12 protein-coding genes are annotated in these 12145 nt (G+C 51.8%); 1 reads left to right on the top strand and 11 read right to left on the bottom strand.

Annotated elements, in window-relative coordinates:
* Nucleotides 1-199: 199 nt before the first annotated feature.
* The 11 genes from paaZ to paaA are packed head-to-tail and all read right to left on the bottom strand — an operon-like array spanning nt 200 to nt 10589.
* Nucleotides 200-2245: a phenylacetic acid degradation bifunctional protein PaaZ gene (gene paaZ, locus ACO0LC_RS25565; RefSeq protein ID WP_423008499.1), complete on the bottom strand. Its 2046-nt coding sequence runs from the start codon at nt 2243-2245 to the stop codon at nt 200-202.
* Between the two features lie 30 nt (nt 2246-2275).
* Nucleotides 2276-2875, bottom strand: coding sequence for a phenylacetic acid degradation protein PaaY (locus ACO0LC_RS25560; RefSeq protein WP_423008497.1), 600 nt, complete (start codon nt 2873-2875; stop codon nt 2276-2278).
* A gap of 15 nt (nt 2876-2890) precedes the next feature.
* Nucleotides 2891-4093 carry a 3-oxoadipyl-CoA thiolase gene (pcaF, locus tag ACO0LC_RS25555; protein ID WP_423008495.1) on the bottom strand — a complete coding sequence of 401 codons (1203 nt, stop codon included), beginning with the start codon at nt 4091-4093 and terminating at the stop codon, nt 2891-2893.
* 37 nt (nt 4094-4130) lie between these two features.
* Complete coding sequence (gene paaK / locus ACO0LC_RS25550) at nt 4131-5471, bottom strand: phenylacetate--CoA ligase PaaK (protein ID WP_423008493.1); 1341 nt, start codon at nt 5469-5471, stop codon at nt 4131-4133.
* Between the two features lie 60 nt (nt 5472-5531).
* Entirely contained in the window at nt 5532-6014 is a 483-nt protein-coding gene (paaI, locus tag ACO0LC_RS25545) for a hydroxyphenylacetyl-CoA thioesterase PaaI (protein WP_423008491.1), read from the bottom strand.
* Between the two features lie 27 nt (nt 6015-6041).
* Nucleotides 6042-6845 carry a 2-(1,2-epoxy-1,2-dihydrophenyl)acetyl-CoA isomerase PaaG gene (gene paaG / locus ACO0LC_RS25540; protein ID WP_423008489.1) on the bottom strand — a complete coding sequence of 268 codons (804 nt, stop codon included), beginning with the start codon at nt 6843-6845 and terminating at the stop codon, nt 6042-6044.
* Nucleotides 6846-7922, bottom strand: coding sequence for a 1,2-phenylacetyl-CoA epoxidase subunit PaaE (gene paaE, locus ACO0LC_RS25535; protein WP_423008487.1), 1077 nt, complete (start codon nt 7920-7922; stop codon nt 6846-6848). It abuts the gene before it with no gap.
* A 33-nt stretch (nt 7923-7955) separates the two neighbouring features.
* On the bottom strand, nt 7956-8477 hold the full coding sequence (gene paaD, locus ACO0LC_RS25530) for a 1,2-phenylacetyl-CoA epoxidase subunit PaaD (RefSeq protein ID WP_423008485.1): 522 nt from the start codon (nt 8475-8477) through the stop codon (nt 7956-7958).
* Nucleotides 8471-9226 carry a 1,2-phenylacetyl-CoA epoxidase subunit PaaC gene (gene paaC, locus ACO0LC_RS25525; RefSeq protein WP_423008483.1) on the bottom strand — a complete coding sequence of 252 codons (756 nt, stop codon included), beginning with the start codon at nt 9224-9226 and terminating at the stop codon, nt 8471-8473. The genes paaD and paaC overlap by 7 nt, the downstream gene beginning before the upstream one ends.
* Nucleotides 9227-9274: 48 nt before the next feature.
* Complete coding sequence (paaB, locus tag ACO0LC_RS25520) at nt 9275-9559, bottom strand: 1,2-phenylacetyl-CoA epoxidase subunit PaaB (RefSeq protein WP_423008481.1); 285 nt, start codon at nt 9557-9559, stop codon at nt 9275-9277.
* Between the two features lie 40 nt (nt 9560-9599).
* The gene (gene paaA / locus ACO0LC_RS25515; RefSeq protein ID WP_423008479.1) at nt 9600-10589 is read right to left on the bottom strand and encodes a 1,2-phenylacetyl-CoA epoxidase subunit PaaA; all 990 of its coding nucleotides are present in this window, start codon (nt 10587-10589) and stop codon (nt 9600-9602) included.
* Nucleotides 10590-10779: 190 nt separating this feature from the next.
* On the opposite strand from paaA, the gene ACO0LC_RS25510 reads away from it, so the two are divergent.
* Nucleotides 10780-11700: a PaaX family transcriptional regulator C-terminal domain-containing protein gene (locus tag ACO0LC_RS25510; RefSeq protein WP_423008477.1), complete on the top strand. Its 921-nt coding sequence runs from the start codon at nt 10780-10782 to the stop codon at nt 11698-11700.
* Nucleotides 11701-12145: the final 445 nt, after the last annotated feature.

The following is a 12145-nucleotide window of genomic DNA, read 5'->3' as shown; positions in this document are numbered from 1 at the left end:
AGTATCAGATCAATAGGAAATTTGAAGTTTATCCTGAGCTTATCCATCAATTACGCACTGCTTTTGAACAATATTTACAAAACGATGCCGTGAATGGAATAAAAAAACCCATGCACAATGTTTAAGCATGGGTTTATGATATTTCGCTAAAGCAAGTAGATTAAATTTTAGTTAACATTGACTCGCGTATAAGGCAAACTCACTCCTGTCTTTTAGCTACCAGGGTCAGAATATCGTAGGACGCCACAAGTTCATTATCCTGGTTAGTCACTTCCACATCCCAGGCCACCACGCCCTGCCCGACACCTTTGACATCTTTCTTTTGCCTGTCTGTCTTGCGCTTGCAAGTCAGGCGTGCACGTATGGTGTCGCCTATGCCTACCGGCTTGATGAAACGCAGGGTATCGAGGCCATAGTTGGCCAGGACAGGGCCAGGTGCAGGGGACACAAATAAACCGGCAGCAACTGACAGCACGAAATAGCCATGCGCAATACGTTTGCCGAAAGGGCTTTCCTTGGCAGCGATCTCATCAAAATGCATGTAGAAAAAATCACCCGATAAGCCACCGAAGGCAACGATATCGGCTTCGCTGACTGCGCGCCTGTGGGTCAGCAAGGACATGCCTATCTGCAGGTCTTCAAAATAACGGCGGAAAGGATGAATGTCAGACTCCAGCACGGCCGCACCACGCACATGTTCTGCCGTCACTGCTGCCAGCATGGTAGGTGAGCCCTGCACAGCAGCTCTTTGTAGATAATGTTTGACTGCCCTACTACCACCCAGCTCTTCGCCACCACCAGCACGGCCAGGACCGCCATGCTTCAATTGCGGCAATGGCGAGCCATGGCCAGTTGATTCTGCTGCTGATTCTGCATTCAAGATCATCAGGCGACCATGGCGTGCTGCCATATGCGGTATCCCCATAGCCGCGATATGCGGGTCTTTAGTGACCAAGGTAGCGACCAGGCTGCCGTTGCCCTTTGCGGCCAGCGCCAGGGCTTCCTGCATATCCTTGTAAGGCATCAGGGTCGTTACCGGGCCAAAGGCTTCTATCTCGTGCACTGCTGAATTTTCCATAGGCTGGCGACAGACGATCAGGGTTGGTGAAACAAAAGCACCCTGCTCCAGCCCTTCACCCTGCAATTGCGCAGGCACTGTGCCGCCACAAATGATTTGATTGCCTGCTGCCAGTTGCTCAATACTGGCGAGTACATCTTGCTGCTGGGCGCGGCTGGCCAACGGCCCCATGCGTACACCTTCAAGACGCGGGTCGCCAACGATGGTTTTTTCCAGTCTCGCGCGGATTTTTTCTGCCACCACATCCAGTTGCGCAGCGGGCACCATGGCCCTGCGTATGGCGGTACATTTTTGCCCGGCCTTGGCTGTCATTTCACGCACAACTTCCTTGACATACAAATCCAGCTCTTCATCATCAGCCGCTACATCCTGCCCCAGTATTGCGCAATTCAGTGAATCGGCTTCGGCATTGAAGGGGATGGAACGACGCACGATATTTGGATGCGCCTTCAACTGCGCTGCCGTGGCAGCAGAACCGGTGAAGGTGACAACATCAGTTTCTTCCAGTAGATCGAGCAAGTTACCAGTGGAACCTATGATCAGTTGCAGACTACCTTCGGGCAGCAAACCACTGGCATGAATTTGCCTGACCAGTGCCTCGGTCAGATAGGAGGTCGCTGTCGCCGGTTTGACGATGCAAGGCATGCCCGACAAAAAGCTGGGCGCAAATTTTTCCAATAAACCCCAGATTGGGAAATTGAATGCATTGATGTGTACTGCCACACCCTGGCGCGGCACCAGGATGTGCGTGCCAGAAAAATGCCCTTGTTTACCCAGTAGCATGGCAGGGCCTTCGTGTACCACATTCCCAGATGGGAATTCATTCGTGCCTATGCTGGCGTAGGCAAATACGGTGCCCGCTCCACCTTCTATATCTATCCAGCTATCGCTACGGGTTGCGCCGGTGTGAGATGAAATAGCGTATAGCTCTTCCTTGTGTTCAGTCAGGTATTTGGCCAGAGTGCGCAAGATGGCGGCACGTTGCTGAAAGTCCAGCGCCAGCAAATTTTTCAGGCCAGTCTGCCTTGCATAAGTCAGCGCTGCACCAAAGTCCAGTGCTTCGGCATGGCTGGCGTAGATCGCACTGCCATCAATGGCGCTATGCAAGACTTGTTGGGCTTCTGTACCTGTCCATACACCGGCTATCCAGCTTTGCAAAATTTTCATGGGCTACTCTTTATTTAAAAGATCAATGACTCAAGACTTGGTGCCATAAATTGGCAAGCCTGCTGCCCGCGCAATGCGTGGACGGTTTTCTTCGACTGCAGTCAACGCTTCCACTTCCTGCATGCTGGCGAGTGAGCGTCTGGTGAGTGCATGGTATTGCGCCGTGCCTTCGGTCTTCCAGGCGATTTCTTCATCGCGCAAAATACGTGCAATGCGTGCCGGTGCACCCATGACCAGGCTGCGTGGCGGCACATCCATACCGGCCTTGACAAAGGACATGGCAGCAACAATCGAAGATTCACCAATGACTGCCTTGTCCATGATCACGGCATTCATACCTACCATGGCGTTTTTACCTATGCGGCAGCCATGCAATACCGCGCCATGGCCGATATGCCCATCCTGCTCAACCACGGTATCACTATCGGGGAAGCCATGAATGACGCAGGTATCCTGCACATTCGCACCTTCTTCGAGAACAATGCGGCCAAAATCACCACGCAAGCTGGCAGATGGGCCTATATAACAGCCAGGCCCGACGATCACATCGCCTATCAGCGTGGCGCTGGGATGTACATAGGCGCTGGGGTGCACCACCGGTATCAGGCCATCGATTGCATATATAGTCATGCCGCTTCCTTAGTTTCAGGCCCGTTCTATGATGAGGGCAATACCCTGCCCTACGCCTATGCACATGGTACACAGGGCGTAACGGCCATTGATACGTTCCAGCTGATTCAGTGCTGTAGTGACCAGGCGCGCACCAGATGCGCCCAATGGATGGCCTATTGCTATCGCTCCACCATTTGGATTGACATGTGCTGCATCATCAGCCAGCCCAAGGTCACGTGTGACTGCCAGACCTTGTGCCGCAAAGGCTTCATTAAGTTCGATAACATCCATCTGCGCCAGGCTCAGCCCTGTTTGCGCCAGCAGTTTACGTGTTGCTGGTGAAGGGCCAAAGCCCATGATGCGTGGAGCCAGGCCAGCTGTCGCCATACCCACGATACGGGCACGTGGTGTCAGACCATGCTGTTTTACTGCAGTATCGGAAGCCAGTAATAAAGCGCAGGCACCGTCATTGACGCCAGATGCATTGCCAGCAGTGACTGTACCATCTGGCTTGACTACGCCTTTCAGACGGGTCAGCATGGCGATATCTGTATCTGGACGGGGATGTTCATCGGCAGCGAACAAAATGGCATCACCCTTTTTTTGCGGGATACTGACGGGGATAATTTCTCCGGCAAAAAAACCGGCAGCGTGGGCTGCGGCCCAGCGTTGCTGGCTGCGCAGGGCAAAGGCATCCTGGTCAGCGCGGTTGATGCCAAATTGTTCGGCGACGTTTTCTGCGGTTTCGGGCATGGAATCTATGCCGTATTTTGCCTTCATCAAGGCATTCACAAAACGCCAGCCTATGGTGGTATCTTCTATTTTTGCTGCACGTGAAAAAGCACTATCGGCCTTAGCCATGACAAAGGGTGCACGCGTCATGCTCTCTACACCACCAGCGATGATCAGCGATGCTTCACCTGATTTAATGGCACGCCCGCCTATGCCTATGGCATCCAGGCTGGAACCGCACAGGCGGTTGATGGTATTGGCGGGCACGTCTACCGGCAAGCCTGCCAGCAGTGCAGCCATGCGACCGACATTGCGGTTATCTTCGCCGGCCTGGTTGGCACAACCATAGTACACATCATCAACCATTTTCCAGTCTACGCTGGCATTGCGTTCCATCAATGCCTTGATCGGCAAGGCCGCCAGGTCATCAGTACGTATGCTGGCCATGGCACCACCGTAGCGGGCGAATGGAGTCCTGACTGCATCGCATATCCATGCTTCCATATTTTTGTCTTCCTTTTATTTTATTTACTTTGAATGCTCAAGTCTTTGGGCGATTATCCACTACACGCCTGGCTTTGCCGACCATGGTGCGTTCTATGCTGTTGGCTGGCAGTATGCTGACATGACAACTGACGCCAATAAAGGTTTTGATGTGGTGTTCAAGCTGCTGGTGCAATTGCTTCACATCCTGTTCTGATAAAGTGCCTGATACTTCAGGCCGCAGTTCTGCCACGATAGCTAGCTTGTCCATATGACCTTCCCGTGTTACTACCAGTTGATATTGCGGTGCCAGTTGTGGGTGCTTGAGTATCAGTTCTTCGACTTGCGTGGGGAATAAATTCACACCGCGGATGATGAGCATATCATCAGAGCGACCTGTGATTTTACCCATGCGGCGCATGGCGCGTGAAGTCGGTGGCAGTAAGCGTGTCAGGTCGCGGGTACGATAGCGTATGACGGGAAAAGCTTCCTTGCTCAGTGAGGTAAATACCAGTTCGCCTTCTTCGCCATCGGGCAAGACTTCGCCAGTTTCAGGATTGATGATCTCTGGATAAAAATGGTCTTCCCAGATAACTGGGCCATCTTTGCTTTCTATGCATTCACTGGCGACGCCTGGCCCCATGACTTCTGACAAACCATAGATATCAACGGCATCAATACCGGCACGCATTTCGATTTCACCGCGCATGGCATCTGTCCATGGTTCGGCACCAAAGATCCCTATCCGCAGGGAGGTATTGGCGGCATCTATGCCCTGGCGCGTCATTTCTTCTATGATATTGAGCATGTAAGAAGGCGTGACCATGATAATGGATGGTTGAAAATCCTGTATCAGTTGCACCTGTTTTTCTGTCTGGCCACCAGACATGGGGATGACAGTACAACCGAGGCGCTCTGCGCCATAATGCGCACCCAGGCCACCGGTGAACAGGCCATAACCGTAAGAGACTTGCACGATATCACCAGCACGGCCACCAGCAGCACGGATAGAGCGTGCCACCAGGCCTGCCCAATGATCAATATCTTTTTGCGTATAACCAACCACCGTCGGTTTACCTGTGGTGCCGCTGGATGCATGCACCCTCACCACTTTTTCACGTGGTACGGCAAACATGCCGAAGGGATAGTTGTCGCGTAAATCCTTCTTGCCAGTGAAAGGAAACTTCGCCAGATCAGCCAGGGTTTTCAAATCATCTGGGTGTACGCCCGCCGCATCAAAAATGCTGCGGTAATGCGGGACGTTGTTATAGACGTGTTGCAAGGTCCATTTCAGGCGCTGCAATTGCAGCGCCTGAAGTTCATCCTTGCTGGCTGTTTCTATTGCATCCAGACCCGCAGTTTTTTTTACGTGTGTTTTTCTGTCTGTGTTGTCTGCCATGTTTTGTCTCCCGCTCACTTATCCTGATTTCTTTTCTATGATTGATGGATAAACACAAGTTCAATTTGGAATTGCGTTTCCCTGCAATACCAGACCAGGTACAACTTCCGCATTCAGTTTATGCGACTTGCCACGGAACAGCGCGATCAATTGGCCATGCTGATTAGTCAGACGCGTATCGTAAATGCCGGTGCGGCCAGTCAGTGATTGTTCTGTCGCCGTCGCGGTGATGACATCACCTTCGCGCCCTGGTGACAGAAATTCTATGCTGCAGCCGGCAGCAACAGTCACCTGATTGCGGCTATTGCAGGCAAAGGCAAAAGCGCTGTCAGCCAGAGTAAACAAATAACCGCCGTGGCAGGTCTTATGCCCGTTCAGCATGTCATGCCTGATCAACATGCTGAGTGTTGCTGTCCCTTCAGCTACATGCACTATCTGCATGTCCAGTCCGCGCGTTGCAGCATCGCTGGCGAACATGGCCGCGGCAGTGAGTTCTGCCATGTGCTGGCTGTCTTTAGCAAATTGCGTGGTTGCTGTGCTCATCTATGCTTTTCCTTGGGCAGATCAAACTTACTTGCCTCCAAAATTGGGGGCGCGCTTCTCCACAAACGCAGCCACACCTTCACGGTAATCTTCACTTTGCCCCAGTTCACGCATCATATTGGTTTCCAATATCAGTTGCTGCTCCAGAGTATGCTGCGAGCTGGCATAGATTGCCTGCTTGGTAAAGGCCAGGCCCTTGGTCGGGGCAGATGCAAAATGCGTGGCCATCGCCATGGCTTCAGCCTGCAATTGATCATCATCCACACACTTCCAGATCAGCCCCCATTGCTCTGCCTGCTCCGCACTGATTTTGCCGCCCAGCATGGCTGCACCCATGGCTCTGGCAGTACCCAAAGCACGTGGCAGGAAATAAGTGCCGCCGGTATCAGGTATCAGGCCCAGCTTGCAAAACACTTCAACAAAACTGGCTGAACGTGCGGCCAGTACGATGTCGCAGGCCAGCGGTAGGTTGGCACCAGCACCAGCTGCTACACCATTCACTGCGCAAATAACCGGGATGGGCAAGGCCCGCAAGGCAAGTACCAAAGGTGCATAATATTTTTCTACGGATGCACCCAGGTCAGGTGGCGCACCATCTGCCGCATTGTCTCCCTTCACGGCGCGATCAGATAAATCCTGGCCCGCACAAAAGCCGCGCCCAGCACCGGTTAATACCATGACGCGTACCGAAGCGTCAGCCCGCAATTTTTCTAGTGCATCCTGTATTTCCAGATGCATGGCGACGTTGAAACTATTCAGTTTTTCAGGGCGGTTCAGGGTCAGATGGGCAATGCCGTCACTGATGTGAAACAGGATGTGGGAATAGTCCATTCAATTCTCGCTATCAAAATCCAGGGTCAGGGTATCGCTGACCGGGAAGCTCTGGCAGGTCAGCACGAATCCACGTGCTACTTCATAATCTTCCAGGGCATAATTCCTGTCCATATCGACCTTGCCTTCCACGACTTTGGAGCGGCAGGTAGAACACACACCACCCTTGCAGGAATAACGCATATCATGCCCCAGCTTAAGAGCAGCATCCAGCACAGACTCCTTGTCTTTTTCCATGTCGAAATGCGTGTGATGACCATCCATGATAATCGTCACGGCACAGGATGATTTACCTGGCAAAGGTTGGGCGCTGGCGACATGTCGGTGCGCCGGTATGCTGGCGGCAAACAACTCGACCTTGATCTGCTCTTTGGACATCCCGCGCTGTTGCAGGGCCGCGCTGACGGCATGCATCATTCCTTCCGGCCCACAGATGAAGGCGGCATCCATGTCTTCTATGCGTATCCATTGATCAAATAAATTCAGGCATTTTTCAGCGGTGATGCGACCATTGAACAAGTCTATATCCTGCTGCTCGCGGCTCATGATGTAGACCAGGTTCAGGCGTTGCAGATAGCTGTCTTTCAGTGCCGCCAGTTCTTCCTTGAACATGACAGTCGATGATGCCCGGTTGCCATACACCAGGGTGAATTTGCTGCACGGTTCTGCCTGCAACGTAGTCTTGATGATGGACAGCAAAGGCGTGATGCCGCTGCCAGCTGCAAATGCCAGATAATGTTTTTCGTGTTCAGCAGCCAGCGGAAAATTGAAATGCCCCATGGCAGGCATGACTTCAATCTCCATACCAGGGCGCAAGCTGTCATGCACCCAGCTGGAAAATACGCCACCCTGTACGCGCTTGACGGCAACCCGCAACTGCCCATCCTGCACAGCCGAACAAATAGAGTACGAGCGCCGCACATCTTCACCTGCTATCTTTGCACGTAAGGTCAGGTGTTGTCCTTCACGGTAGACAAACTGCGTCTGCAAATCGGCTGGAACGGCAAAGTTCAAGACTACGGCATCACGGGTTTCTGGCCGTATCTGGCTGACTGTCAGCGGGTAAAATTTGCTCATGTATTGTCGTCTCCTTTTATTTTTCTTATGCGCTCAGTGCGGTTTGAAGTAATCAAAGGGTTCCAGGCAAGCCTTGCATTTATACAGGGCCTTGCAGGCCGTTGATCCAAACTGGCTGACCAATTGAGTATCTGCAGAACCACATTGCGGGCAAGCGATGGCTGGCTGTACTTCGCGATAACGCTGGATGGAGGAAATATCCACAACCTGTTGCTGTGGCGGTGCGATGCCATAGCCGCTGAGCTTTTGCTTGCCAGCTTCTGTCATCCAGTCAGTACTCCAGGCGGGTGACAGTTGATAAACAATGCTGGGTGGCTTGATGCCATACGCCTGTAACGTCTTGCCTATCTCTTCTGCAATCACATCCATGGCCGGGCAACCGGAATAAGTGGGCGTAATCGTGATGACACATTCGCCTCCCTGCCATTCAACTGCACGGATAATGCCCAGGTCCGTTACTGAAATGACTGGAATTTCAGGGTCACTGACCTCACCCAGCCATTGCCAGATCTGAGCGGCACTCGCAACTGGCGTATCAGTTGATGAGACTACCATTGCGCCCCCGGATAGGCCCGCTGCAAGAACTGCATTTCTGCCAGCAGGTAGCCCATGTGTTCAGTATGCACACCTTGCTTGCCGCCCTTTTGCATCCAGCTATTGGCATCCGGCAGCCGTAAGGTGGCGGCATGCATGACATCGGCCAGATGGGTATCCCAGGCGACTTTCAACTCGGAGGGCAATGGGGCTAAGCCTGACGCGTGCATGGCAATATCAAGCTCATCGTCCATGAACATTTCGCCAGTGAAGCGCCACAATTCTTCTAGAGCTGCCTGCATCATTTGCTGGCTCAATGCAGTACCATCACCAAGACGTACCACCAGGTCGCTACTGCGACGCAAATGGTAAGTGACTTCTTTCAGTGATTTTTCTGCGATGGCAGCAATCTGCTGATCAGTGGACTGTTTCAGTGCCTGCAGATAATGGTAATGCCAGGTATCAAATAAAAATTGCCGCATCAGGGTATCGGCATAAGTGCCGTTTGGCTGTTCGAGCAATAAAAAATTGTGAAAGTCGTGGGCATCACGCAAGAACGTCAGATCATCTTCTGTACGGTCCTTGCCTTCCAGTTCTGCCGCATAGGCGTACCACAATCTCGCCTGGCCTATCAGGTCAAGAGCAACATTGGTCAATGCCATGTCTTCTTCCAGCGCAGGCCCTTTGCCACACCATTGCGACAGGCGCTGGCTGAGTATCATGGCATGGTCTGCCAGACGCAAAACATGATTGAACTTATCCTCTGACATCTCAGTTCTCCAGAAATTAGTTGGCTATGATGTATAGAAAGAGTTCAACTACAAATTCTTGACTTCATCCGGCATGGGGAAGAAGGTTGGATGACGATAGACCTTGCTGTTCGATGGTTCAAACAGGGCGTCTTTATCGCCGGGGCTGCTGGCAGAAATATCACCGGCTCTCACCACCCAGATGCTGACGCCTTCATTGCGGCGCGTATAGACATCACGCGCATGGTTGATCGCCATTTCTGCATCCGGTGCATGCAGGCTGCCTACATGCTTGTGCGCCAGGCCGTGCTGGCTGCGGATGAATACTTCCCATAAGGGCCATTCTTTGCTCATGATCTGTCTCCTGCTCTCTTATTTCTTCTTATGTACTTTTTTATGCGCTTCTTTTATTTTCTTGCTGCTTATCTGCATGTGCCTGCAAGGCATCACGGAACCATGCACCATCGTCATACGCCTTGACGCGGGTACGCAGGCGTTCACGGTTACAGGGGCCATTGCCTTTCAAGACCTGGTAAAACTCTTCCCAATTGATTTCACCAAAATCATAATGGCCACGTTCTTCATTCCATTTGATTGCAGGATCAGGCAGTTGCAGTCCCAGGTATTCTATCTGCGGCACAGTCTGGTCTACCATGCGCTGGCGCAGCTCATCATTGGAAAAAAGCTTGATACGCCACTGAGCGGATTGGGCACTATTAACCGATGCAGCATCAGAGGGGCCAAACATCATCAGCGCTGGCCACCAGTAACGATTCAATGCATCTTGCGCCATGGCTTTCTGCTCTGCCGTGCCACGGCACAGTGTCATCATGATGTCGTAACCCTGGCGGGCGTGGAAGGATTCTTCCTTGCAGACGCGTATCATGGCGCGTGAATACGGGCCGTAAGAACAACGGCATAAAGGTATCTGGTTGATGATGGCTGAGCCATCAACCAGCCAGCCTATCGCTCCCATATCCGCCCAACTGAGGGTTGGGTAATTGAAGATGCTAGAATACTTGGCTTTACCGGAATGCAGGTCGGCCAGCAGCTCATCGCGTGACACACCCAGGGTTTCGGCAGCGCTGTAAAGATACAAACCATGCCCTGCCTCATCCTGGATTTTTGCCAGCAAGATGGCTTTGCGTTTTAAAGTAGGTGCGCGGGTAACCCAGTTGCCTTCGGGCAGCTGACCAACGATTTCGGAATGCGCATGCTGGGAGATTTGCCGTATCAGGGTTTTTCTGTAGGCGTCTGGCATCCAGTCTTTGGCTTCAATACGGATACCAGCATCAATGCGTTCTTGAAAAGCGCGCTCGGCATCGCTCAACTCTTCTGCAGTTTTGAGTTTGCTCAAGCCGGTCTCGACTAATTGTGCATACATGAAACACTCCTAGGCATCTGAAGATACGAACATGGAAGATTGATCTGCGTCAAACAATTATATGATACAGTTTTTATTGACGTTGAAGTTTTTTTGTATCATTTTGATTTTTACCAGGATTTTCATTCTTGATGAGCTACACAATAGGTAAAATCTAAACAACAACCAATATACATACTCGCACAGCCGCATGCAGACTAGCACTGCCATCCAAACCTGGATAGACCAGCAACTCGCCAATAATCCGCCCAGAGCAAAATCTCTGGTGATGACGGTATTCGGCGATGCCATTGCCCCGCATGGCGGCACGATATGGCTAGGTAGTTTAATCTCATTAATGAGTCATTTTGAAATTAATGACAGATTAGTACGTACCAGCGTGTTCAGACTGGCCGAAGAAGGCTGGCTGGAAGCCAAGCGGGATGGGCGGCGCAGCACATATCAATTGGCGACAGCTAGCTATGCCAGGTTCCAGCATGCTTATAAGCGGGTATACGTGCCCCATACTGGCAAGTGGGATCATTACTGGACACTGGTCATCATGAGCGGTGACGATGCATCAACGGGCAATAAAGCCAGCCTGAAAAAAGAATTGCTGTGGGAAGGTTTTCGCATGATCAATGCCGGGGTATTTGCCCATCCCCAGGCAGATACTGCCGCCTTACAGAATGTGCTTGGGCGCAACGGCTTTGCTGGATTATGCACAGTATGTCGTACCAGCGATTTGAATTTGCCCAATGCCCGCCCACTACCCTCATTGATTGCCAGCCACTGGCAACTTGATGAAGTGAATATCGCCTACAAGAATTTTATTGAAGTATTCTCACCTCTAAAAAAACTGGTACAAGGACAGCATCTTCCTGAACATGCTGCTTTTGTTATCCGTAGCCTGCTGATACACAGCTTCCGCCGCACGCAACTGCATGACCCTAATTTGCCCCCGGTACTACGCCCTGCAGGCTGGCTAGGCGACGAGGCCTACCGACTTTGCCGTGACCTGTACCAGGCTTGCTTCAGACCAGCTGAAGACTTACTGAGCCAGGCACTGGATCCTGAGCACAGCAAAAAAAATGGGCTTAGTTTGCAGGAAAGGTTTGGCGGCTTGTTTTAAGAGCTGAGCCAGCAATTCTGCTCTCCGGCTTTTGTAATGCTGAAGGCTGAGTATTCATTTTAAAACCTCAAGGCCTCTCGACATAGCGGATGGAAGATTGCTTGTACACGGATTTGTACGTGCAAGTTTTTATCCTTTAAGACCTCACAGAGAAAGGAAAGCCTACTTGTAAGCAGCCTTCGTTACGCAGGTGAACGGCATGCCGCACTACGCATGCCGTTCAACTTCCCTGCTGTATTAGTTTTTGCTCCCCTCTCATCAAATCCAACATCGCTGTGATCCACGAACGCCACTAGGCTCCTGCCTGCGCAGGAGCGACGATTTTGAGGTTTTGCGTTGGAATACGCGCATCTGGACGCAAAGATTTGAACGCAACTTCACCGATCGTACTGGCACTGCTGGCAGCCAGCCGCCCTGGTGATAAGAGAGTTCGCTTAACAATCGT

This window comes from Undibacterium sp. JH2W (assembly GCF_049340425.1).
Classification (GTDB): Bacteria; Pseudomonadota; Gammaproteobacteria; order Burkholderiales; family Burkholderiaceae_D; genus Undibacterium.
The sequence above is the reverse complement of the archived record's forward strand: the minus strand, read 5'-3'. Positions and strand labels throughout refer to the sequence as shown.

Excerpts from the sequence above, each read along its gene's own strand:
- paaE (WP_423008487.1), bottom strand. The coding sequence starts at position 7,922 with ATGAGCAAATTTTACCCGCTGACAGTCAGCCAGATACGGCCAGAAACC.
- paaG (WP_423008489.1), bottom strand. The coding sequence starts at position 6,845 with ATGGACTATTCCCACATCCTGTTTCACATCAGTGACGGCATTGCCCAT.
- paaZ (WP_423008499.1), bottom strand. The coding sequence starts at position 2,245 with ATGAAAATTTTGCAAAGCTGGATAGCCGGTGTATGGACAGGTACAGAA.
- ACO0LC_RS25510 (WP_423008477.1), top strand. The coding sequence starts at position 10,780 with ATGCAGACTAGCACTGCCATCCAAACCTGGATAGACCAGCAACTCGCC.
- paaC (WP_423008483.1), bottom strand. The coding sequence starts at position 9,226 with ATGTCAGAGGATAAGTTCAATCATGTTTTGCGTCTGGCAGACCATGCC.
- paaI (WP_423008491.1), bottom strand. The coding sequence starts at position 6,014 with ATGAGCACAGCAACCACGCAATTTGCTAAAGACAGCCAGCACATGGCA.
- ACO0LC_RS25560 (WP_423008497.1), bottom strand. The coding sequence starts at position 2,875 with ATGACTATATATGCAATCGATGGCCTGATACCGGTGGTGCACCCCAGC.
- paaK (WP_423008493.1), bottom strand. The coding sequence starts at position 5,471 with ATGGCAGACAACACAGACAGAAAAACACACGTAAAAAAAACTGCGGGT.
- paaA (WP_423008479.1), bottom strand. The coding sequence starts at position 10,589 with ATGTATGCACAATTAGTCGAGACCGGCTTGAGCAAACTCAAAACTGCA.
- paaD (WP_423008485.1), bottom strand. The coding sequence starts at position 8,477 with ATGGTAGTCTCATCAACTGATACGCCAGTTGCGAGTGCCGCTCAGATC.
- paaB (WP_423008481.1), bottom strand. The coding sequence starts at position 9,559 with ATGAGCAAAGAATGGCCCTTATGGGAAGTATTCATCCGCAGCCAGCAC.
- pcaF (WP_423008495.1), bottom strand. The coding sequence starts at position 4,093 with ATGGAAGCATGGATATGCGATGCAGTCAGGACTCCATTCGCCCGCTAC.